This window comes from Methylomicrobium lacus LW14 (assembly GCF_000527095.1).
GTDB lineage: Bacteria > Pseudomonadota > Gammaproteobacteria > Methylococcales > Methylomonadaceae > Methylomicrobium > Methylomicrobium lacus.
Genome location: NZ_AZUN01000001.1, coordinates 4289791 through 4314349, shown reverse-complemented (window position 1 = coordinate 4314349; position 24559 = coordinate 4289791). Strand labels below are relative to the sequence as shown.

The 24559-nt window shown below is 50.9% G+C and carries 16 protein-coding genes and 1 pseudogene; 5 read left to right on the top strand and 12 right to left on the bottom strand.

What is annotated here, in order from left to right; translation table 11 throughout:
* Positions 1-125 precede the first annotated feature (125 nt).
* Together METLA_RS0120015 and fba are read left to right on the top strand one after the other, a co-directional pair.
* Entirely contained in the window at positions 126-2828 is a 2703-nt protein-coding gene (locus METLA_RS0120015; RefSeq protein ID WP_024300257.1) for a hypothetical protein, read from the top strand.
* Positions 2829-3236: 408 nt separating this feature from the next.
* Positions 3237-4274 carry a class II fructose-bisphosphate aldolase gene (gene fba / locus METLA_RS0120010; RefSeq protein ID WP_024300256.1) on the top strand — a complete coding sequence of 346 codons (1038 nt, stop codon included), beginning with the start codon at positions 3237-3239 and terminating at the stop codon, positions 4272-4274.
* Between the two features lie 346 nt (positions 4275-4620).
* Here the strand turns inward: fba and METLA_RS0120005 are convergent, their stop codons facing one another.
* The 4 genes from METLA_RS0120005 to METLA_RS0119985 all read right to left on the bottom strand — a co-directional run bounded on the left by METLA_RS0120005 (position 4621) and on the right by METLA_RS0119985 (position 10001).
* The gene (locus tag METLA_RS0120005; protein WP_024300255.1) at positions 4621-6474 is read right to left on the bottom strand and encodes a DUF3732 domain-containing protein; all 1854 of its coding nucleotides are present in this window, start codon (positions 6472-6474) and stop codon (positions 4621-4623) included.
* Positions 6471-6953, bottom strand: a complete 483-nt coding sequence (locus tag METLA_RS0120000; protein WP_198408484.1) for a three component ABC system middle component — start codon at positions 6951-6953, stop codon at positions 6471-6473. The genes METLA_RS0120005 and METLA_RS0120000 overlap by 4 nt, the downstream gene beginning before the upstream one ends.
* Positions 6938-8146 (bottom strand): ABC-three component system protein, encoded by a 1209-nt coding sequence (locus tag METLA_RS0119995; RefSeq protein WP_024300253.1) that lies wholly within the window; start codon positions 8144-8146, stop codon positions 6938-6940. Before METLA_RS0119995 ends, METLA_RS0120000 begins: the two co-directional genes overlap by 16 nt.
* A gap of 583 nt (positions 8147-8729) precedes the next feature.
* On the bottom strand, positions 8730-10001 hold the full coding sequence (locus METLA_RS0119985; protein ID WP_152539508.1) for a HEAT repeat domain-containing protein: 1272 nt from the start codon (positions 9999-10001) through the stop codon (positions 8730-8732).
* An 856-nt stretch (positions 10002-10857) separates the two neighbouring features.
* Here METLA_RS0119985 and METLA_RS21170 point away from each other — a divergent pair.
* Together METLA_RS21170 and METLA_RS0119975 are read left to right on the top strand one after the other, a co-directional pair.
* Positions 10858-11352: a DUF1097 domain-containing protein gene (locus METLA_RS21170; protein WP_245598835.1), complete on the top strand. Its 495-nt coding sequence runs from the start codon at positions 10858-10860 to the stop codon at positions 11350-11352.
* Between the two features lie 400 nt (positions 11353-11752).
* The gene (locus tag METLA_RS0119975) at positions 11753-13150 is read left to right on the top strand and encodes a L,D-transpeptidase family protein (protein ID WP_024300250.1); all 1398 of its coding nucleotides are present in this window, start codon (positions 11753-11755) and stop codon (positions 13148-13150) included.
* A gap of 174 nt (positions 13151-13324) precedes the next feature.
* Here METLA_RS0119975 and METLA_RS21620 read toward each other — a convergent pair whose 3' ends face one another.
* Positions 13325-15640, bottom strand: coding sequence for an Ig-like domain-containing protein (locus METLA_RS21620; protein WP_024300249.1), 2316 nt, complete (start codon positions 15638-15640; stop codon positions 13325-13327).
* Between the two features lie 223 nt (positions 15641-15863).
* Entirely contained in the window at positions 15864-17822 is a 1959-nt protein-coding gene (locus tag METLA_RS0119965) for a DUF6600 domain-containing protein (protein WP_024300248.1), read from the bottom strand.
* A gap of 356 nt (positions 17823-18178) precedes the next feature.
* Between METLA_RS0119965 and METLA_RS21615 the strand changes: the two genes are divergently transcribed.
* Entirely contained in the window at positions 18179-18886 is a 708-nt protein-coding gene (locus METLA_RS21615; RefSeq protein WP_024300247.1) for a hypothetical protein, read from the top strand.
* A 776-nt stretch (positions 18887-19662) separates the two neighbouring features.
* On the opposite strand, the pseudogene METLA_RS24005 reads toward METLA_RS21615, so the two are convergent.
* The 6 genes and pseudogenes from METLA_RS24005 to nqrF all read right to left on the bottom strand — a co-directional run.
* A pseudogene (locus METLA_RS24005) lies at positions 19663-19956 on the bottom strand (DUF6600 domain-containing protein); the annotation flags it as partial.
* Between the two features lie 482 nt (positions 19957-20438).
* Positions 20439-21908 carry an exodeoxyribonuclease I gene (sbcB, locus tag METLA_RS0119950; RefSeq protein WP_024300245.1) on the bottom strand — a complete coding sequence of 490 codons (1470 nt, stop codon included), beginning with the start codon at positions 21906-21908 and terminating at the stop codon, positions 20439-20441.
* Positions 21909-21921: 13 nt separating this feature from the next.
* Positions 21922-22317 (bottom strand): CBS domain-containing protein, encoded by a 396-nt coding sequence (locus METLA_RS0119945; RefSeq protein WP_024300244.1) that lies wholly within the window; start codon positions 22315-22317, stop codon positions 21922-21924.
* Positions 22318-22404: 87 nt separating this feature from the next.
* The gene (nqrM, locus tag METLA_RS22310) at positions 22405-22590 is read right to left on the bottom strand and encodes a (Na+)-NQR maturation NqrM (RefSeq protein ID WP_084480198.1); all 186 of its coding nucleotides are present in this window, start codon (positions 22588-22590) and stop codon (positions 22405-22407) included.
* 204 nt (positions 22591-22794) lie between these two features.
* Positions 22795-23130 (bottom strand): DUF2845 domain-containing protein, encoded by a 336-nt coding sequence (locus tag METLA_RS0119935; RefSeq protein ID WP_024300242.1) that lies wholly within the window; start codon positions 23128-23130, stop codon positions 22795-22797.
* A 204-nt stretch (positions 23131-23334) separates the two neighbouring features.
* Complete coding sequence (gene nqrF / locus METLA_RS0119930) at positions 23335-24555, bottom strand: NADH:ubiquinone reductase (Na(+)-transporting) subunit F (protein WP_036281947.1); 1221 nt, start codon at positions 24553-24555, stop codon at positions 23335-23337.
* Between the last annotated feature and the right edge of the window lie 4 nt (positions 24556-24559).

Sequence of the window (24559 nt, the reverse complement as noted above, 5' to 3'; positions counted from 1 at the left end):
ATTAGTCAGGCGCTGGCTAGGGATACCGGTTGGGATCATCCAGTTCAGACGACTTCCCTTCCGACCGTAAAACAAGCACCCCTCGGATGGACCCTCAATATTCAACTCGAAAAACGGGCGGCATCATGAATAATACGAACAACAATAATCCTGTCACCGATCGTGATTTCAAGAAACCGGTCAGCTGGCTGCTGGGCCGGGAACTGTTGGCCGGCCTGAAATACATCGCGGCCTATTCGTTCATGGGCGACAAGCTCGATGCGAAGGACTGGATGCAGAACAAAGCCGAAAACGTCCCGAACATCGATAACATCAAGCCGGGAGAGAGCTACTGGTTTGACTTCATCGCCGATACCGGAGACGGCATGCTGCCGGTGTATAACATCGCTTATTTGTGCATGAGCGATTTATGGCTGGATAACAACGCCAAACCGGACCAGGCGATACTCTTGGAAGCCAACTCTACTTCCGAAAAATTGCCGCGCGGCGAGTTTTTGTTCATCGGCGGCGACACGGCCTATCACATCGCCGATATTGCTTCTCTGAAAGAGCGTTTTCAGACGCCGTTCAACTGGGCCTACGAAGACTTGACGGAATTGGGAAAACAGATCGACAAACGTCCGATTTACGGCATTCCGGCCAACCACGACTATTACGATGCGCTGGACGGCTTCAATCGGCAATTCCGCAGGCCATTCAATACCAGCGCAAACAGCGGCGAGCAGCTCGAACTCAAAGGTTTCGAGCGCGTTCAGGAAGCCAGCTATGTTGCGCTGAATCTGCCGTTCGGCTGGCAAATCTGGGGTTTCGACTCGCAGGAAGGCAAGATGGACATGCGCCAGTGGGCTTTTTTCGCCTCGACCTTTTACCCCGATCTGTTAAAGAAACCAGATTTTTTCTCGCAAGAAAGCCGCGATGAACTGAAAACCCGGATTCCGGACAAATTGATCATCGTCACGCCCGAGCCAACGACGGTGTTCGGCAAATGGCAAGCACCGGATGCTGCGGTGGTAAAAACCTTCAGCGACTTGGGTTTGCCGGTCAGTTTTTTACAGGAACACAAAGGTGCGCTCGACCCTAAAAAATGCCGCCTCGACATCTCCGGCGACATTCATCACTACGAGCGCTACTGGGGGGACGCGGAGCGGCCGAACTATGCCTCGGTAGTGGCCGGAGGCGGCGGCGCTTTTCTGCATCCGAGCCACACCGATCTCGACGAAGTCGAGCAACAGCAACTCTACCCTACCCGTCTCGATTCCCACCGACTCAGCATAAAAAGCCTGTTGTGCCCTTTGGCCATCTTCAACGGCGGCTTCATCTGGCTGGCCGGCGCCCTCGTTGGATTGCTCAGCTATTTCGCGGTTACGGTGCCGCAAAGCACTTGGTCGCTGATAGGCAGGTATTTTTTCCCCAATGACAAACGCCCTCTCGCTACCGCCGGACAAGACCTGTTCGAGAACATTCTCGCCAGAACCCAGACCGCGCTGAACACCGATACCCTCACCACAGCAAAAGCGTGCTGCTCCTCCGTCTACTTGTTCGATTTGGCCTATATCCTCGTCTTCATCGGATTTCTGGGCGTCTGGATCTATTATCTGCGCAGCCTCGGCAAACCCGCGCCGCAAGAGCCAAACAAGGTGCTTATCATCATCAATGCCTTGCGGGCTATTATCACGCCGGGACTCTACGCCCTGGAGAAGCTGTTCGATGAATTCCGTCAATTCGTTTCACCGATCTATACCCGCCTGGCGCGTTTATTCAACATCGCCAGCAAACCCTTTGTCACCGACACGGAACGGCTCGACTGGCGCGTGCAACGCTTATTTATTGTGTTGCCGGTCGTGGTTCTGTCGCTGCCTCTGCTGCACTGGATTTCGCTGCAACGCGATGAAGTTCCCCATGCCTTTTTGGCCAGCGTATTGATCGAACTGAATGCAGTCGCCGCCGTGCTGTTGTTCGTTTTGAACCGCATGTATAGCGACCTGCTGAATCAACGCGCGCTCAAAAAACCTTTCCATAAGTTCGATTTGTATCCGTTATGGGTCTTCGGCGGCATTCTGGCGCCGCTTTTTGCCGGTTACGGTTTTCTGCACTATGGGATTTATCCTGCCGCGATCATGACGTTCAATTTACTGATCGTGCTGATATGGACCTTGTGCATCGCGGGCCTGCCGCTGCTGGCCTATTTTGCGGGCGCCGCCTTGCTGCGCAGCAAAAAGGAGGCCGAGAGAAACCAGGTAGCCTATCAGAACAAATGCATCTTTTTCGGCATCGGCGCCTGGCATGCGATTTTGCAGGTTGCGACTCCGGTATGCCTGGCGCTCTTCAGCAGTTGGCTGCACATCTTTACGATCAGCGCCCTGGCGCTTGCCGTCACCGAAGCCGCCCGCCGTTACTTTGCCACCAATCGGGTTGCGGGCGACCCTGCATTGCCGAATCAATCAGCGATTGGCTACCAGATATTCCTTGCCTGGGGCGTATTCGGCGCGACCGTGCTGATCGCGGCCTGTTGGGGCGAAGCGATTGCGGTCACCACGCCACGTTTGGTTGCCGCCTTCGTGTTGGGCACCTTATTCAGTTGCATCTGGTTCGGCTGGTATCTGGCCGTTTCGCTTGCGTTCAACGGCCATAATAACGAAGCGGGCGGCGGCGCGCGCAGCGAAAACTACCGGCACATGCTCCGCATCGCTCTGCGTCAAAACAGTTTGACCGCTTATGTGATCGGCATCGACAAGCCTTATACCGATGCCGAGTTTAAAACGGGCAAGCCGGCCTTTCGATTGGTCGATAAATTTACGATCGAGATGCCCTCAAAAAGCGCCGGCTAATCTAAACCTGTCGGGGAGTGGTGGGAGCGACGCCTACGTCGCGATTAAAGCCTCAAGTCGCGACGTAGGCGTCGCTCCCACGGACGAGTTTTATTTAGTAGGGTGAGGAAAGCCACCTCATGCCTGTTATATTAAGGGCATTGCCCCGTCCGCAAGGTTTCACACAGACAGATTAACATCGAGATCGTTAAAACATTGGGACAGCAACGGACCATTCTGGTCTGGCTTTTTCAGGTTAATGACATTACCATGCGCCATGGCGGTGTGCCCTCCTGTGGGTGGTTGATCCGGGAGATCCTAACCAGACAGGCAAACCCCGCTTTCCTCTCGATTTATACGCCAGAAATGTTCATAGCTTCTGGTGACAATTTAGAATCTCAAATAACACCCAGCTAAGGAGAGCCGTTCATGGCTTTAGTTTCATTGCGACAACTTCTGGATTATGCGGCCGAGAATGGCTTTGCCGTTCCCGCATTCAATGTGAGTAACATGGAGCAAGTCCAAGCCATTATGCAAGCCGCCGATGCGTGTGACAGCCCGGTGATCATGCAAGGCTCGGCCGGCGCGAATAACTATGCCGGCGAAATATTTTTACGCCATTTGATTCTTGCCGCGGTTGAACAATATCCTCATATTCCGATCGTCATGCATCGGGATCATGCGCCCACGCCCGACATCTGCGCACAAGCCATTCAATCGGGATTCAGTTCCGTGATGATGGACGGGTCTTTGCTGGCAGACATGAAAACCCCCTCCTCTTTCGAGTATAACGTGGAGGTGACGCGTACCGTGGTCAGGATGGCGCATGCGTGCGGCGTATCGGTTGAAGGCGAGATCGGCTGCCTGGGTTCATTGGAACACAAAGCAGGTGACGCGACTCAAGGGGCATCGGAACACCCGGATCACAGCCGCCTGCTGACCGATCCCGATGAAGCGGTTGAATTTGTCAAGCAAACGCAAATCGATGCGTTAGCCGTAGCCATTGGCACAAGTCATGGCGCTTATAAATTCAGCAAACCGCCTACGGGCGATGTCTTGGTCATCAGCCGTTTAAAAACCTTGCAACAGCGCTTGCCTAATATGCACTTCGTCATGCATGGCTCCAGTTCGGTACCGCAGGATTGGCTAAAAATCATCAATGAATACGGCGGCGATATACCCCAAACCTATGGCGTGCCGGTTGCCGAAATTGTCGAAGGAATCAAATATGGCGTCCGCAAGGTCAATATCGATACTGACTTACGCATGGCATCTACCGGTGCCATTCGCCGACACTTGGCCCAACCGGAAAATGCATCGGAGTTGGATGCGCGTAAGACCTATAAGGCGGCCAGAGACGCGATGCAAGCGCTTTGTCAGGCACGTTATGAAGCATTTGGCTCTGCCGGGCACGCAAGCAAAATTAAAGCCATACCATTGCGCGAAATGGTTAAACGTTACCGGTAGAATCGTGCAACTGAGACGGCCCAGGATGTGATCGGCTTTTTGACCGGAGAAACTGCAAATACCTGATCAAACTTCCCTCCTGAGCCTAGGTTGCAAACGCTGTCACGCTAGGGGCTCACTAAAATTGATCGGCTCAAATCGGCCAGAAGCTGCCGATTAATTTTGATTTTAGAATGAACGATATTACGCTTTTAGAGGACAATCAACGCAGCCTTGGCTAGCAAAGCGTAACCGAAAGCAAAGTCTACCACGCAAGCGAAAGCATATCGTTCCCGCAATTACGCTAATCGCGGCTACGCGGGCTGGAAAATATTAGATGCCGGTTAACAGCCTTGCAAACTATTGTTTAGTTGCTCCAACTTATTGGTATAAGAGCATTTCCATCTCTGAAAGGCGTCAATAAATTTACGTTATTTAGTCCGTCGAACATTGTTGAAGGCACATGCTCGAACATAATGATTTGGAATTGCTGTTTATATTCTTTATTAATTGTGCCAATGAAATCATTCAGCATCTCGAAAGCAGTTCTAATTTTCGCTCTATCACTGTGTATCATGTTCTCAGGATCAACATCCTCTTCTTCTCCCCAGTAAGGGCGGCTGGGCTGGTCAACAATCAGAAAAGTTGGAACAAACTTAGACCTCTTGTTGATAGCTACCTCATGAAGAGACAAGAAATGGATGAGATGTAAGAACATGTGGTTAGAACTGCTTCCGATGTTCTCAATCAGTGTCGATTTAGGCTTTCTAAGCTGTATCTTCTTTTCTTTATAATTGAAGCTAGCGTACCAGGTTGCATAGTTCTCTAATGCAGTTTTGACCTGCTTCATCAAATCTGTTGCTACTTCATCGATCAAATTAATAGTCGCAGCGCGCTCAGCTTCCACATCCTTAACTTGTATTGCCTCGTATTCCCCCTCTAATCTATACAGGTCAGGTAATTCAGGCTTTTCAGCTCGCTTCTCATCCATACAGGTGTAAACACTGAGTTTGCCTCTGGCCTCGCCTAGAAATACCCACATATCATGCAACTGGTTGAAGGAGTTGGGGTTCTCTGGAAGAACTTGAAGCTCTTCCAACAACGCTTTTTTCTTATCTTCCAGCTGTCTTATTACACCATTCAACTGGCTTTCAACTGGTCGTTTGGCCCTAATCGCTTCGTCAATCACACGTAAATCAGCCTGTAGGCTACTGATCAGTTCATCAAAGATCTCCGATTTAACTATCTCGCTAGAGCGTTCGATCAATATCTTGAGAGGCTTCAGGCTGTCTTTCGACTGTTTTATCGTAGCTTTGTAGCTCTTGTACTCTTCGTTGAACTGGGAATATTTACGTATTTGCCGATTAATTGAAAACAATTGTGAATTAATATCCGATCGGCGCTTGGTAGAGGCATCATAGTTCGGCGTGATGTTGGATCTATCCAAGAGTTCACGCAGGGTCGTAGCTGTCACGTCCTTATCGAGTTCCGGGGTGAGGCCATACTCAGCAGCTCTCGCCGCGATATCTCGGATTTCGCTAGCAAACGAGCTTTGATTTTCTACGAGAGAGTTATTTTTCCGCTCTAGCTTATTAATTTCTTTGAGCAGCGCTTCCTTACGCTCGCGGGCGACGATATTTTCCAGGTCATCAATACCCAAGGCGAGGTCGAAAACTCTCGGCAATGCCTCGCGATATCGGTCTATCTCTTGTTTATCGAAGAAATTTTTACTATTGAGAATGATGTCGTCTGATATTGTATTGAAGAGGAAGAAGTATCGGAAAGAAACCCTAGAACCAGCTTTAATGACCTTACCACCAAAAGGCATACGGATCCGATCGTCAATGGAGAACTCCGTCTCAAGTATGCTGCGAAGATCGTCCTGATTGATGTTTGGCGTAAGTGTCCTTGGAATATCGCCCAGCGATGAAAAATAGTAATCAGATGAGACAACACTCCCAACCGGACTGCGCCGAGCAAGGAAAAAACTTTTGTCGTTAATATAAAACTTGATGCCGTACCAACTCACGTTGTCGTTAATAACATCATGAGGAATATCGTGATTACTAGCCAGGAAGCAGTAATCAAAGACCTTTAATATGGTCGATTTCCCCGTTTGGCTTTCACCTGTAATAACGTTCACTTTATTGCGATCAAACTCTAACGAACGAGTTTCGCCTTTTCGCGACCAAAGGACGATAGCGTCAATACCAAAGTTCACAGCTGTACCCTAAAGTTCAAGTAAAGCTCCTCCTCGGGTTCGAGAAGAAGCTCGGAAATTTTTTCAGAAGCTTGAGCAATCTTTTGGGCACGATGCCCAAAGTCCTTGTCGATCTCTAAAAGTTTCTGTCGTATAAGGGTTTTGCCAAGTTTTGCATAACCAAGATGGACGAGAAGCTGTATAGAGTTGATTGATAAGGGAAGGCTACTTTCGAAACGCTCATTAAAGTTCACGAAAAGTTGTGGGGAGCCTGATGTAAGCGCGGCTGACCCACGTCCCAGTGTCCCTTTGTGGGACATATAGGCCAGAGTGGGGCGATGGATGATCATTGGAATGATCAGCAGCGCCTTTGGGATGGAGAGGCTGTGTGAGTAATTGAGCACCGAGGCAAGAGCCAACACGCCTATGCCAACGTTGTTATAACCCTCCCAAAAGCCTTTGTTGGCCTTATCTGGTATTTGAATTACAGAGTCTTCCAATTTCTATGCCATCCAATCAATTTCTCATCAGAAAGATGGTAAAGCTCTCCGTTGCTGAGCTCAGTATTGAGTTTGCTACTCGCTATAGAGAACTCTAGTTGGCGAAGATCATACAACAACCCCTTCGCTTTGGCGACAACCTCATGGTCGAGACAGTCTTCGCACCAATGTTCAAATGCATTTCGCCATTTGAAGGTTACATCGCCGTGGAATGCCGCTACCTCGTCGGCAACCAGGTCTCCAGATTGTAGCCACTCATCCAGTAAGCGAGCTATTTTTAGCTTGTGCGTTGTGTACTCAAAAGCCTTTTCAACATCATCAACTTTCATGGCTTTAATGGCGATGAGTTGCTTAATGAATGTTTGTGCAAAAATATCGTCTGGGTAAGCCGCCACGAATGGCCTGCCTAATTGAAGCGGCTCCCTTGATGTGGCAAAAATGTTCCTGTAACGACCATAGAATGAATCAAAGTCAAGCTGGACTTTCTCGCCTTGTTTGATAGATATGTAATTGTCAGTTCGAATGTTCGAGTCCAGCCGTTCAAATACAATATCCACCTTAGAATTTTCAACCATCTTTTCTCGAATAGCTGTCTTTATTAAGGTATGGAGATCATCTAGACTCAGCTCCAGATGAATTTGGCTTAGGAAGAGCTGGAGAACTTCACCTTCAAGAGAAAGCACCTCTACTATGTAGGTCTTGATGGATGCGTCTTGGGTTTTTCCGTGCAATGACTTTATATGGTTGTACAACGTATCGAAATTCATCTCTGCAGCTTTGTAAGCTTCTAAGCCTTTCAGGAATTTGTTTCGTCTACTTTCCGACTTGTTGGTGACAAGGTGAAATTCAGTTTTCTTGATGAACTTGATTTGTTCCGATTTCAGGCTACGGCCATCTGTCTCGTCAGAGATGATCTTTGCCCAGTTGTGGAGAGTCTTCCAAAGATCGCCATCTAGTTCTGTCAGCGCGATAGGATTTCCAACTGCATTGTTCTGCACTGTGTGCTTTAGTTGGAAGAGAATTTGGGTATCGTTGTCGAGTTCGGTGTGAACGTCATCCTTAACCTCAAGACCGGCTGATTGACCTGACTTCAGGTTTAAGAGACGGTAGAGAAAATAATAATATTGATAGTGAAATCCGATTTCCTTGTTATCGGCATTGGTTTGTTCAGCAAAGCTTTTATTGTTAGCCACGTTCCTCGGCTCCCTCCACATGTCCTACGGATCCAGACGCGTAGATAGACGATTCTTTGGCATATTCGTAAAAGTACCCTTCTATTTCCTCCCGAGCATCGTACGGGCCGCTCCAAATCCAAATGTAGCCACCTACAGCCGAATCGTAGGGGGTTCTCTCAGCAGGGTCTTCATAATTCGCAAGAAACCACCGCATCCTTAGGTCCTTCTGTTCAAAAGGGTCTAAGTCTTTAAGATCACTGGGTCCGATTTCAGTAACCATCATAGAGTTCTACTTGCAATTAGAAAATTTCTGTTCTCTACCAAGAAAATTTTGTCGCCAGAGGAAATTTGTGAACCTAAGGATTTTCCATTCTGTATATCAGCGGTAACAAGCAGTAATGACGGATAACGATCGAATTAATGTCATTGAATCAGAAAGAGCTAGCGTCTGCAAGGGTTGATTTCCGCCTATCAACGTCAGATTCCATTGAAGCAAATTTTTGAAGTCGTCAGATTAAGCCCATAGTTTTACAGCGCGTAGGCTGGGTTGATAAACCCAGCCGCACCTGCCAATGCCATCCAGCTTCATCCCTTGACCATCTTATTGAGCCAAATTAACAATGGAATCAATCAATTCATTGGTTTCAGGGGTATCATCAGATTTAAGCGAGATAACTTTATTTGCTAAAGACTGTTTCTGATTTGTGGATGAATAGGGTACCGCGCCTTTAATAACAAAAAGGAGATTATATCGACCATTCTCGCTTGCTGGAGAAAATCGATCAAAAGCTAACTCTATTGTCCGTGGATCCCCAAGATCATACAAGAATTCAGAAGCATAGACTCGGATGGTACGATCTTCATTAGCTGTTGCGTCAACCAATTTTACAAGGTCGTCACTTGGAATATTTTGAATTATCTCTGTGCGCTTTTTTTTGTTATCTCGCATCATCTCTGTAAGCGCGACAATAATTCCCAACTGCGAACGATACGTTATGTCTTTCTTGCTTAAACCAGCTAGCAATGGATTAATCACATCAATTCCCAATTTGCTAAGTTGAGAACGTGCGTCTTGGCGAACATTTATCGCCTCAGAGTCAAGCTGTTCTATAAGGGCTTCAGGGGTATCGGCAGCAAGTGCTGATGGTAATAAATTAAATATCTGCCAAAACCACTCTTTAGATAACGAGGAACTTCCACTTCCTGCATCAACCATTCGGCCTTGGCATGGTAAACTTGCAAATACCTCACCTTTATCATTTACAAGTTTCCCTTCACTGGCATTTAAATGCCATTCAATCATTTTTCCAGACGCAAGATAGGGTTTTATCTTATCTAAGGAAATACAGTCAAATATAGATTCCGTTTTATCTGGAAATGACACAGCAAGACTGAGGTGTGGACTCCTAATATCCGTGCCAAATATTACAAAATCATAAGTTTTTCCAGATCTCTGATAACTTCCCAAGAAATCTTGATCTCCTCGTAATAACATTTGAGTTTCAGGCTCAATATTTGAGCCAATTCTCACTCTTAAATATCCATTATTCATCTCAGTTATGATTAGCTTGAATAGAACAACAGATAGAACAGCTACGCCTGTGAGAACAATACCCTGAGTTGGAAGATTTAAGCTTGCTGTTGAACCAAATGCACCTAGAATAATGCCGAGCCCAACGCATACGATCAGATTTCCTAGGTATTCATTAGCCAAGGAAAATTTGACAAAAAACACACCTAGCAGTATAAGTAAAAAGGCCACCATTATTCCCCATTTAAAGATCGGGCCCGCGCGGCGATTCCAGTCGAATTCCCGTTGTCTGGGTGGTGTTATATTCGGCTCGTGATTGTCTTCTTGAGGTAGTGAACTCATGTCAAAAAACCTAAAATACAGACCAAAAATTGTAATTTAAAGTTAAATTTCTACATGTTTGGTGTAGAGTTGTGCAGCTTAAGGTTAAGTAAACACCTATTCAGGCATATATTAAGATTAGATTATCTACACATAATGCCACTCTGATAATCTGTTAAATTAAATGCTACGGCATTTAATTAGAGTCTACTCAGAAAATACTATCTGTTTGATTTAATTGGTGAATAAGTTATTTTTCGATGATGTAAGTGCACGGTTTTTGAGCAACATACGCTTAAAGCCGTGCACCCTTTTTGCCCAGATTTGAATTTGCCAGGGCCGCAATGTAGTAAATTTGCTTCAGAATCACTTTATATCAATAACTTACGCCGAAACCGATAGATTTTATTGTTCATTAAGACTTTCTGAGCAGGCTCTAATTATTGATAGCAACCTTTAATGCTAACCAAAATACCCTCCTAAATAGGTGGCGCATACTAATGAATAGACGCTCAATGAGTAAGCCTTGACAGGTCGGAAAGGGTCGAATTCCGCCTATCAACGTCAGATTAAGCCCAGGGTTTTACAGCCCCAACCAACCAAAGCTTTTCGACTAACCCAAGGAAATCTGTTTCAAACAACAAGAGGCCGGAGCAATAATAAACCCGTGTTTTTTTGAGAAAATCATCTTACACGCGTCCAGAGTTATTTTCAAGATTTTATAGTCAACTATGCAGATTAAAACGTCAAAGGTCCGAATTAATCATTCGCATTTATTTGTTTAACAGGGAATATTTGGTAACATCCTGACGACCGATGGAAGACTCACCTGTTGAGCAAAGGCAAAAGATTGGACTTTCATCGGACCGCCTCCCTTATGAAAGCCATTTATATCACATCGTCGAGGCGCCATTTAGAGAATCACACTATTAACCAACTCACAGCACTTTCCTTCAGTATCGGCATCTTGGCGGGCGCCGCGACATTTTTTGCGGTAGGCCCGCTCAGCGGATATTTTTTCATCTGGGCGGCAACGATTCCTTGGGCGGCATATTTCGCGCTCGGTGCGAATGAAGCCGCCTTCAAGGGCACGATTACCTGTAGCATTTTCGGCGTCGTGATGGCTTGGATAACGGCTTTCCTGCTTATAAATGTGCCGTCCGACGCGCTGCTCGGGTTTCCTTTGATGGCGGCCTTAACCGTCACCATTGCGGTAATCGTGATGTGTCTCGCCGCGAGCATTCCTCAATTATCCACAATCCCGGCCAGCGTGTTCGGTTATTCGATGACCTTTGCCTATCTGCTGCAAACGCCTGACAAAATGACTGAGGACGTTTGCTTGGCGTCTCATTCAGCAATTCGCTCGTGGTGATTTCGGTTTCGATCGTGATCGGCGTTTATCTTGGCAAGTTTTCAGCGCAACTAGCCGAAAAATGGACGACGAAGTAATCAAGGGCGTATTGGTTTAGCGTCTTTCAAAACCCAGCGCGGTATCCGTAAAAAGACTGTATTGGTAAGTCCCCCTCTTTGAAAAAGAGGGGTTAGGGGAGATTTTTTCAAATAAATCCCCCTCGATCCCCCTTTTTCAAAGGGGGAAGTGAATAGTTACCGATTTATTCAATGTTGATATTGAAAATTCGCGGACCCAGTTGAACACACCAGGCCTTTTGCGTGCATGCACTTCCAATTGTGTCGCTTCTATCAATAATTGGCTGATTCTAATGTCTAACTTTTATTATTGCATCCCGCACCCGCCATTACCGCTTATGCCTATGAAGACATTGAAAAAAACATTGGCCGATCTGCTGCATCAGGATGCCGCCTTGCCTTGCGTGCTGTTGGCGGTCGGCATGCTCAGCGGCTGCCAACTTGAGCCTACAACAGAATACCTGCCGCTTCCACCGCCGCCTACAGCAACCTTCTCTCCGGCCGCTACAAGCGAGCAGCGGCCGAAACTTGCCGGCATCGCCGCCCACAAGTTTTCGATCGCCAAAGGCCGCCGCATTGTCGGCAGGCTTGCCGTGATCAGGGCGCAGGACGGCGACACCTTGTCCGACATCGCCCGGCATTTCGGCCTGGGCTATAACGAGATCACGCTCGCCAATCCCGGTATTCGTCCCTGGACGCCTAAAGCGGGCCAGCGCGTGCTGCTGCCGTTGCGGTTCATCCTGCCTGATGCGCCGCGCAAAGGCATCGTGCTCAATCTGGCGAACATGCGAATGTTTTATTTTCCCCCGAAACAGCCGGACGTCATGTTTACCTACCCGCTCGGCATTGGCCGTGAAGGCTGGAATACCCCTTTAGGACAAACCACTATCGTCGCAAAAAAAGCCAACCCGGCATGGGCTCCCCCGGAATCCATCCGACGCGAACACGCGGCAAAAGGCGACCCGCTGCCCGCCGTGGTGCCTCCCGGCCCCAACAATCCGCTCGGCAAGTATGCGCTATCGCTAGGTTTTAACAGCTACCTGATCCACGGCACCAACAAACCTTACGGCGTCGGCATGCAGGTCAGCCACGGCTGTGTGCGGCTTTACCCCGAAGACATCAAAGCGCTGTTCAAAAAAACGGCGGTCGGGATGCCGGTGCGGATCGTCCACCAGCCTTATATGACGGCATGGGTCGGAGACAGACTTTACCTGGAAGCCCACCAGCCGCTGCAAAAATGGGCCGGCCAGAAACAACGACTGCAAAAGTCGCTGCTGAAAAAACTGCGCCAAGCCGCCGCCGAAAAAGGCGTAACCGTAGATTGGGAAAAAGTCGACCGCACCCTGCAACGCGCCGACGGCATCCCCACCCCGATCCTGGCGGCCAGCCTGGATGTGCCGGAACTCGTCGCGAAAGCGCCGGAAGTGCAACATCCCGTGCATTTCTACGGGCAGCCGGTGGTGCCCGAATTGACCGGCAGCGACTGGGCGATTTTAGTCGCCGACTTTCACAACGCGGCGATGGCGCAACAACTGGCGGCGATGCTCACGCATCAAGGTCCGCCAATCCCGGCGCGAAAAGTTGAAAAAGACGGGACTAATCAAGTGATTGCCGGCCCCTTCAAAAACAAAAAAGAAGCCGAATTGATTGCACATCGCATCAGAATGGATTTCGAGATGGATGCCAAGCCGTTACCGCCAGGGACGGCGGCCCTACCGCAGGAAAACGCATCAACTCAGTAGCTGATGTTACATCATTGTCCACGAAAAACACTAAAGGCACGAAAGATTTCATCGCACCATTCATTCGGCCGTTACTTTCGGGGTTTTCGTGGATACCTTCAGTTAAGAAAAAAACGCCTGATTTCCACAGGGTAAGAGTCGACCCTGTGGAAAATCCGGTCATCTCATCTCATCTCATCTCTTCACCGTAACCGTTACGTTTGCCGAGGCAAGACCGCCCTTGCCATCGCTGACGGTATAGGCGAAGGTATCCGTTCCTACCGCGGCGCCCGTATAGGATAGGGTTTGACCATTGATGATCGTTCCTTTCGTGGTCGAAACAATAACCAATTTATCGGCATCGACATCCGTATCGTTACTCAATACCTTGATGCTGACGGTCCTTTTTACGCGAACCGTTGCCGTATCATTCACTGCAACCGGCGCATCATTGACCGGATTTACGATGATAGCTACCGTTGCCGACGCGGAACCGCCAACACCGTCTGAAATGGTATAGGTAAAGCTATCGCTGCCGTAGAAATTGGCACTCGGTTTATAGGTAAGGGTGCCGTCATTATTGTTGGTGGCCACTCCATGCCCCGGGGTTCCGACCGAGACGATGGAGAGGCTATTACCGCCACTCACGGAATCGTTGCTCAATACCGGAATGATCGTCGCGCCGTCTTCCTCCACGCTGGCCGTATCATCATTTGCGACGAGATTCGGATTAATGGACGCAGCCGTTGTGGCAGTCGCCGGAGATGAAGCTGGCGTTTGGTTATCGAAAGCATCGCGCGCCCTGACCTGAAAGGTATAAGAGGTTGCCGGCGCCAAACCGCTGATCACATAATTGGGGCTGGTCTGCCAGGCGCTATTAACGCAGCCGGTACCGCCGGCAACACATAAAAACTGGTACTCAACGGCACCGGACACATCGCTTGCCACTGTTGCCGCCATAGCGATACTCGTATCGTTTTGCGCGGTCGGGACCGTTTGCCAGCTCGGATTAGGAGTCGGCGGCGTAGTGTCACTCACAGGCGGCACGGTACCGGTAATGAAAAATTCGCCCTGACTGCCATAGCTGGAATAAGGGGTCGACGCATTGCCTACACCGGTGATCGCAAGATAATACCGCCCCGCGCTGACCGATGTATTAATCACGGCGTTCGTATTGTCAAGCGGATCGCTGGTGCTTATTTCAAAACCCGATGCATCGTAGAGCGTTGCCTTGACGTCCAAATTCGCGGCTCGTATTAGCGTGCCTGTCACATCGGGATGGGGGATCGCCACCGCCCATGCCGGTGTGACAGCAATATTCACAGCGCCGGCTCCGACATCCAAGGCAAACACATCAATATCGCCTTGCGTTTCGATAATGCCTTTATTGTCTGGGACAGTATTTCCTGGATCGTCTTGGGGGGTGGTTGCCAAAATACTGCCGTCGCTTTCAACGGCAAGCAGACTGGCTACGTCATTCGTATTGCCATGATCGTCCGCTTTAAACGTCAGTTTCGTGGCGATGATGCCGATGTCATCCTGCGTATTATTGGCATCCGGGTATTCCCCCTTGCTCCATTCCGTCACATTCTTGTAATAGCTGGCTCCCATGATCGGCGCCCAGGACGAATTGCCGCTGCCTAGACCAGTATAATAGCCCGCCGTGCTTGTGCCATCGTGAGAGAGCCCCAGATTATGGCCGAATTCGTGTGAGCTGGCTTCGGCCGTGGAAGCCAATCCCAAATTATTGTAATAAACCAGTGCGGGCGAATATTTGCTGACATAATCACTGCGGCCGAAAACGTTGACATAGGCGACACCGCCAGCTCCTTTGGACGGCATCGCCAGACCATATTGATCGACATCCTGGGTAATCAGCACCCGGCCGACCGTAGGCCCAAATGCGGCGGGTACTTCTGTGGTGACGTCGATATTGAAAGGCTCAAAATCCTCGGCAACCCGATGCCAGATCTCATGGATTCGATTGAGTTCGTTATCGCTGAAAGCACTGGCATCGCCGTCAGTATCGTAGGGCACCGCGGTTAAAGTCGGATTAGTCGAATTCCAGGCCGTGCCGCTAATCACATGACCATCAAAATCCAGAAACACTGTTCTTGAAGCGCCTGGCAGACTGTGCAGCTTAAATACGCCGGTCGCCGGCAATGCTGCGGCGGCTGAGACTTCCGCCGTCATTGAGCTGCTAGCCCCCGGCTCAGGCGTTACGGCCTCGATATAATACACGCCGCCGTCCTGATCCACCTGTAACGTATTTGCATCGTTCGCAGGAAATGAGAATTCATGCAGCCTCTTCATCGCTTTTGTCTTAGCCGTCGAGGGAAGTTTTTCGAGCGCCTTCCGTAATTGGCTTTGCGCCGGCAGATCCCGGATCTTGAAAGGGGCGTCTTTTCCATACATCCGACCCGCTCCCGGGTTGGCGATCGCGGTATCGTTGAGCCCAGTCAACAAGGCGAGCATGGCGGCTGCGGACAAATAAAAATTTTTCTGATGCATAAATGACATTTCCCCTGGTTCCGATTAACAATGGGTTCTAGCTAAATTGCTTATCGGATAAGTCTACACGGCTTACTTTTTTCTAAAACAAACGATGTTTTGGTTATGTGACGCGATTATCAATAATAAAAATTTGCGCCAATGCCATTTGAATTTAGAAAGAAATACACATCAGGAAACCGGATGGCGTTCTCCGCCATCCGGTCAACAGCGGACATTCGCTTTACTCTCTGCCTCTGCCAAATCCCCGCCCCACTCTGCCGCGACCGCCGCCCGGCTCGGTTTGCCGCATAGTCTCCGGCTGACGCATTTCGTTTTGCTGCTGTTGAATCGTTTGCCGTTGGCGTTCCATTTCTAACTGCTGCTGACGCGCCATTTCCTCCTGTTGCTGGCGAACCGCTTCCTGCTGCATGCGCTCCTGTTCGGCCTGTTGCTGACGCTCCATTTGCAGTTGCTGTTCACGCACGGCTTCTTCCTGCTGACGGATCGCCTCCTGCTGCATGCGTTCCTGTTCGCCCTGTTGCTGACGCTCCATTTGCAGTTGCTGTACACGCACGGCATCTTCCTGTTGCCGGATCGCCTCCCGCTGCATGCGTTGCTGCTCGGCTTGTTGCTGCCGCTCCGCTTCCAACTGCTGTTCGCGCACGGTTTCTTCCTGTTGCCGGATCACCTCCTGCCGCATACGCCCTTCCTCGACCTGTTGCCGGTTTTCGGTTTCCCTCGGCGGTTGCGGAACGATCTCTTGCTGTTCAGGTTCCTGTACATCTTGCTGACGCCACCCCCTATTCTCTCGATGCTGATGCGCGCCTTCTTCCTGTCGGCCGACTGCCTCCTGCTGCATGCGCTCCTGCTCGGCCTGCTGTTCGCGTTCCAATTGGCGTTGCTGCTCGCGCGGACCTTCTTCCTGTCGCATGCGCTCTTCTTCGGCCTGTTGCTGCCTCTCCAGCTCCAATTGCTGCTGGTTTTCCTGCATAGCGGGTTCATAACCTCGATTTCCATGCCGTCCAACCGACTCACTCTCCTGCCCTTGCGGAGCGATTTGCAGCCTTTCTTCAATGCGCATGGGCTGTTCAGGCACGTTCTCCTGTTCCTGGCGTTGCACTCGGCCCAAACCATTTTTTCGCCGATCGACAGTTTCATCCTGACCTGGCTCCGCCTGCAACGTTTCCTGCATGTCGGGCAAGGTCAGAAAAGTCGGCGCGGTTTGCGGCATTTCCGCTTCCTGAACATCGGGAGGTTTGGGGCGGCCGGTTAAACGGCCCGAGCGTCTGGGTTCAAGATTTTCGCCCGATGGGCTCTCGCGATCGGACGATAATTGCCTATGCACATCGATTCTCTCCGCCAATGCCTTGTCAGACTCCGCTTCGTCGCGGATCGTCTCGACTGTCGGTTGATTGTCAATGGGCCGATAAATCCTGACTTCTTCGCGACCTCTTTTCTGGCGCTCTCTTGGCCTATTATCACCGGGCTCCAGCACGACCGCCGGAGCAACAGGCTTGATCGACGAACCCGTCGCCCGTTCGATCCACTGTAGCGGTATACCCTGATTGACGATGTTCCGGTTATGCACGATCAGTGGGTCGGCATAGCGGGTTCTATGCAGAATCTCGCGGTTCATTTTGGGCGGAAGGAATTTGCGCGGTTTATTTCGGCGCGGAAAATCGCGTTCGTGGGTCGTCACCCAGCAATCCCAATAGATGTAACGATCGAAATTAAAATACGTGGTCGTATAGCTGGCATACGGGTTCCAGATATATTGGATCGGCAGCGGCGCCCAGGACACGTAACCGTCGCCATAACGCCAGACGACCCAGGCCGGCGACCACACCGCGCCCGGCACCCAAATCCATCCGTACCAGTCATCCCACACCCAGCGGCCGTAATGGTCGGTCGCCCAGCCCCAGACCCAATCCGATACCCACAGCCAGCCGTAATCATGGGTGTAAGCCCAGTAACCCTCCTGATACGGGCGCCAATACTCCGGCATATTGCGCGGAAACCAAACCCTGCCGTAGATACGGTGATGCACCCAGGTTCCGTATGGCGCCAGCTTTAAATAAAACAGCCTGGAGGCATCGTTTCGGAGATGATTCGCCTCCGCAGGGCGGACGAGCGGTAAACTGAGCAACAGCGCCAAAATCAGCGCCTTGCATAACCATCCTAATGACAAACGACTGTGCATAAATAACGACTCCTGGACGCTTTTATTCGATTTCAATAGAGACAGCCAAAAAGCGCCGTTGGTTTACCGGCAAGACGCCGTTTCTTTCCAAGGCCGGACTCGAAAACCGAGATTTGTGCAAGCAGCGGCGTCATTCACGCCGAGCAGAAAATTTGCCGTCCCTGGCAAAGCGGTTCCATCCCGCCATGATCCCTTTCCCGCCGTTCAAAGCATAAGACAATGCCGATTAATCATGATGCTTTTTTTCATGTTTATGTTCTTCTGATGAGCTACTGCTGGAACTGGAAGTCGACTCCTGAGGATGAGACTCTACGGGAGGCGGTAGCGGCGGGCTCGGCTCGGACACCGGAGCTGGAGTGGGCGCAGAGCTCGACTCAGACGACGATGATGAACTCGACTCAGACGACGTAGACGGGGACGACGATGAGCTCGAGTCATACGACGTAGACGGAGACGACGATGAGCTCGAGTCATACGACGTAGCCGAAGACGAAGATGAACTCGACTCATACGACGTAGATGGAGACGACGATGAACTCGATTCAGACGACGTAGCTGGGGACGACGATGAACTCGAGTCGTACGACGTAGACGGGGACGACGATGAACTCGAGTCGTACGACGTAGACGGGGACGACGATGAACTCGAGTCGTACGACGTAGATGGGGACGACGATGAACTCGAGTCGTACGACGTAGACGGGGACGACGATGAACTCGAGTCGTACGACGTAGACGAAGACGGCGTTGAACTCGATTCAGTCGACGGTGACGAATACGGCGTTGGGCTCGATTCAGTCGACGATGACGAATACGGCGTTGGGCTCGATTCAGTCGACGATGACGAATACGGCGTTGGGCTCGATTCAGTCGACGGTGACGAAGCCGGCGGTGTCAGACTCGGGTCATTCGCCGATGATGGAGCCGGCGCTGAATTCGTCCCGTCCACCGATGATGAAGCCGAACTCGGTTCATTGACTGTCGACGGGCTTGATCCATTTAAGCCGGACGCCTCTCCGGATGATGAAGGCTCAGGGTCCTGGCGGGAAGACGGCGATTCGTGAAGACTGTCTTCGCGCGGCAGGCTTGCCTTCGGTTCGGCTTGTTGCGGGTCGATATTTTCGCGCAGGCGTTCCCTATCCCGCTCCACTGATCCCTGCTCTTCAGACTTCCGGCTTTCCGGATCGACCGCCCGGCTGTCCCTTGGCGCCACATTGTCCGCTTTTATTTTCTCTTCGGCCTTCGCAGGCTCCTTGCTGCCTTGCGCCGAATCTAACGCGGAAGATTCTGGCTTAGATATTTCGGTTTGCCTCTTGCTTCTTCGAAGGTCAGTCCCTCCGAGTTTCTCCGCAGGCTTGGCCGACTGGTTTGGTTCGCCGGTTTGTTCCTCCGCCGACGCCTCTTTCGGTTCTATAGAAAGCCGGGCCTTCTTTTCGGCAAAACCTTTCGCGCGCAACTCCTGGTCGCGGATCGCGTCGAGCGTGAGCGGAATATCGATAGGCCGATAAATGATCGGCGCATTCTCTTTTGCGGCGCGCTTCTTTCGTACGGCCAGTTCGCCGGGGCCTGTCACAACCTTGGGATCGAGGGGAATGACCCTGCGACCGGTTGCTCGTGCGATCTTTTCGGGCGACACGCCGCGATTGAAGGGGCGCCGATCCAGCACGGTCGGCGGCTCCAACGCATGCGTCCGTCTGATCAGATCCGGGTTTTTTCTTGGATCGATAAATTTCGTTTTCGACTTATGATGATGGGGATGATGAGGAAAATCATGCTTACGAACAAAAACCCAACATCTCGGAGCTAACGAATCGACATCAACAGGAATAGGCTGCAATGGCGTGAACCCTATTTCATCATCTCCTTCCCGCCATTCGACCCATCCTGGCCCCCAAATTTTGTCCGGCACCCAGAACCAATGATCCTGATCATCCCTCATCCAAAGCCCATAATGCTCGGTGATGTCGCCCCACGCCGATTCGGCGACCCATAACCAGCCATAGATATCTGTATACACCCAATAGCCAATGGTATAAGGCATCCAATCCCCCGGAATATCTCGCGGATACCAAACCTTACCGAAAACCGGTTGTTCTTCCCAGTTACCGTAGGGTGACAAATCGGTGTAAAACATCACCACCGCATCGCTGTGCTCGATATTGGCCTGCGCCGTTCGGGCCACCGACAACCCGAGCATAACGGCCAATAGCAAAATTCGAAAAACCCATCGTATAGAAAAAAGAGCTTGCATAAAATACCTACTCATGTGGGATTGATGGAAGAAAAAATTCGGATCGGGGCCCGGACTTGATCTTAGTGATTGCTAGCTGAATGCAATCTGAATCAAACCACAAAAGAAACGTATTTTATTTACCAGTCATTTTCTAACGTTTTTACTATGACTTGGATGAGTGATAGAGATTATCGATACCTATTTTCGAGCTAGGCAGCAGAGAAAACACACCAGCAGACGCATGAATGATTAACTTATATTATAAGTTGACTTTATCTCGTCAATAAATCCGGCCGAGTTCCCAGAAATCCCAAGTGGTGCAGGAGGGTATTAGCCGCATTTCGATGCGGCTGAATTTAAGGAAGTTAACTTTGAGCGAACCCTTAGGCGGTCAGCGACTCGACCGTGGAATTTTCAATACCTAAAGACCGCATCTTTTCAAGCGCATAGGACTCCAGGGCGGCCAGCACCGCTTCATCCGCAGCGTCGTTTTTCAATTGCCGAAGGCGGGCAAAATAGTGCTCAAACGTAATCCCGGCGCCGGGCTTCAGGCCGGTCAGGCGGTCGATGCAGAACTGCCGCCAGCGCTCCTGCTCTTCGGCATTCAGCGATTCCGGGTAGTTTCTCGCGCGGTAGCGGAACAGCATTTCGGGCAGGCGGGGATCGGCAAAAGTCAGCGTCGAGGCGGCCAGTTGTTCCGGGGTCATCGAGCGCAGGCGAGTCATTTTGCGCTTGTCTTCGTCCGAAAAAAATCCGCCCTGATAAATCGTCAGATCCGGGTCCGTATCGGTTTCGAAGCCTGACGGTGCGCTGAATACCTGTACGATTTTCTCCGCGAGACCTGTCGCGGCTTTAATTTTCGCGATATGCGCATGGCAGGATGCCAAGTCGAGCGCCAAACGCTCGGCGTCTGGCGGACGGATCACCGAAATCGGCGCCAATACCGGGCATTTATTCAGGTGGACGGTCTTCAGCGGAATGCGCGCGGCGCCTTCGGGCAAATCCTCGGTCGCGGTAAAAAGGCGCCGGCCGATCTCTTCGGCGGACAGTTCGAGCATCGGTTCGGGATCGACCGACAGATCATAAACGATCACGCCGTTACTGTTGCTCGGGTGCCAGGCAACCGGCAGCACGATCGCCAGGCTATGCCGGCTCGACGGATATTTGCCGGAGACATGCACGACCGGTTCATAGCTGCCGATTTGCAGCAGCCTCAGCGCCTCGGTTTTGACGCGATGTTGAAACAGAAATTGGTAGAGCTTCGGCTGCACTCGGTTGAGCAATTGCGCGAGCGCGATCGTCGCCTGCACATCGGACAAGGCGTCATGCGCGGCCTCATGCGCGAGAGCATTGGCGACGGTCAGGCGATCGAGCCGAAGCGTCGGCGTGCCGTCTTCATTGAGCGGCCAGGCAATCCCGTCGGGACGCAAGGCGCGCGCCGCCCGCACCACATCGATCAAATCCCAGCGGCTATTGCCGTGTTGCCATTCCCGGGCATAAGGATCGTAAAAATTGCGGTAAAGACAGTTGCGCGTGACTTCGTCATCGAAACGCAGGTTATTGTAACCGAGGGTGCAGGTATTCGGCTGCGCGATTTCCTGATGAATCTGGCGGATGAATTCGGCTTCGCAAATGCCTTTTTGTTCGGCCGATTGCGGGGTGATGCCGGTAATCAGGCAGGCATCGGGATGCGGCAGGCTATCGTCCGCCGGCTTCAGATAGACGACCAGGGGATCGTCGATCGCGTTGCCTTGCAGGTCGGTACGGACGCCCGCGAACTGCACGGGTCTATCCCGGCGCGGGTCCGTACCGAACGTTTCGTAGTCGTGCCAATAGAATGAATGATCCGTCACGACCTACGCATCTTCATTGCGCCGTAGCAAGCGCTCTTAGCAAATCGGTCCGGCTGATGATGCCGACCAGTTCGTTGTTTTCGAAAACCGGAAAACTTCTGACCGGCAAATTCTGGAATTTTTCGGCCAGATCGACGATGCTGGATTCGGCCTGCACCGTGATCGGGTTCTTGGTCATGTAATCGCCGACCTTCCCGCTCATGCCCTGGTTATAAACGCCATCCAGGAAAACCTTCATGCCGTCCATTTCGGAAAACATGCCGAGCAAATGGCCCTGTGCGTCCACGACGGGGGCGGAGGTGATCTTGTGCTCGATCATGGTCTTCACGGCATCGATGACGTTGAGACTCGGCGTCAATTTGACCACGTGTTTGGTCATGTAGTCGGCTATAGCTATCTTGGTCAGCATAACGAACTCCTTGCAATGAACAGTGTTATCAATTTCGGCCTTAGCCGCAGCGAAGCCAAAATACCCGGCATTCAACCACGATCAAGGCTATTGGATCGACGCCTGTTCGGCCTCGATTTTTTTCCTTTTATCGCATTTTTCAACGCAAACGCATGATCCGGAATTCAAACCGCCGCAGGATCCTTTTATTGCGCGGCGACCGAACATCACACCTACCGCCATCAGGATGACTACCGCCAGCATGATCGCAAATGTCACTAAAAAATAAGTCATACAAAAATCTCTAAAAATCGATGAAGCCTTTTTCAGGATCGGGACAAACCCACGCCCGATGAGGCAAATGATACCGCTTACTGAAGTTTGCCGCCATTAAAATGAACGCGTCAAGCAAAAGACTGGCCGCACAGTTAAAAGTTTAGTTTACCGTCAATTTTTCAAGCCCAGCGGCGAGTCTAAGCCGCAGACAGCGCCTTAACTTTAACGGCTCCGTTTCAAATCGTTGATTTCAACCATCCGCCCATTTTCAAAAAGGAGCGATTGCCTGATCCGGTTTCTGCCGAAATCATAAACCCACTCTTCGACCTGAATTTCTTCGTACTCTTCAATGTCGAGCGTACGGCGGGGGTGATGTAAAGTGCTGCCGACGATTTTGGTACGATGGTAGATCGATGCAGGCTCGCCGCACGTCTCCAGAACCTTATAGGTATCGTCGCCGAGTTCGACTATATTGTGGCCGCAGCGCATCGTGGATGTGCTGAGCGCGGGTCCCGCCTGCATCAGCAAGACCAGCAGAACAAGGTTCCTGAAGCCCAAAAGCCTGTTTCTCTCAGGACGGGAGAGGATTGCATGAAAGCGCCAATGAGCCATGAACATAACGGAGAACAACTCCAAAATGAAGATTAACGGTGAACGGCTAGCGTGACTCGATCAAGCCGGCAATTTTTAAAAAGCACTAAATACGACAAAGCCCTCTTCCGCAAAGCGAACTTTACGAAAGAGGGCTGGCAGGCTTTGCTTTTAGCCGCCGAAGTCGTCGAGCATGATGTTCTCGGGTTCGACACCGTTGTCGAGCAACATCTTGATCACCGCGGCGTTCATCATCGGAGGACCGCACATGTAAAACTCGCAGTCTTCCGGTGCCGGATGATTTTTCAGATAGTTCTCATACAGCACGTTATGAATGAAGCCGGTATAGCCGGTCCAGTTGTCTTCCGGCAGCGGATCGGACAAGGCGACGTGCCAGGTGAAGTTCGGATTTTCCTTCGCCAGCATGTCGAAATCCTCGACATAGAACATTTCGCGCTTGCTGCGCGCGCCGTACCAGAAGGTCATCTTGCGCTTCGATTTCAGCCGGCGCAATTGATCGAAAATATGCGAACGCATCGGCGCCATACCCGCGCCGCCGCCGACGAAGACCATTTCGGCATCGGTCTCTTTCGCGAAGAACTCACCGTATGGACCTGAAATGATACATTTGTCGCCCGGTTTCAGGCTGAAGATGTAAGAAGACATCTTGCCCGCCGGTACGCTTTCGTCCGCTCTCGGCGGAGGCGTCGCGATACGCACGTTCAGCATGATTTCTTTTTCTTCCGGATAGCTTGCCATCGAATAAGCGCGCAAGACCGGTTCCTTCACGTCGGAGACATAACGCCACAGATTGTATTTATCCCAATCTTCATGGAAGCGCTCTTCGATCTTGTAGTCTTTATAGTTGACCACATGCGGAGGACACTCGATCTGAATATAACCGCCGGCGCGATAGTCGATCGACTCTCCGGCGGGCAATTCGAGCACCAGTTCCTTGATGAAGGTCGCGACGTTGTTGTTCGACTTGACCGTGCATTCCCATTTCTTGACGCCGAAAACCGAATCTTCGACTTCGATGTCCATGTCATGCTTGACGCTGACCTGACAGGAAAGACGTTCGCCGCAGGCCGCTTCGCGCTTGGTGATGTGGGTCAATTCGGTCGGCAGGATCTCGCCGCCGCCTGATTTGACCTTGACCTTGCACTGGCCGCAAGTACCGCCGCCGCCGCAGGCCGAAGACACGAACAAACCGTTGTCCGCCAACGCGGTCAACAATTTGGCGCCGACCGGCACATGAATTTTCTTTTCGTCATTGATCAGGATCTCCACATCGCCTTCGGCCACGAGTTTCTTTTTCGCGCCGATAATCACGAATACGAGCGCAATCACCAGCGCCGTAAAGATGAGTATCCCTAATAAAATATCCAGCATTAGA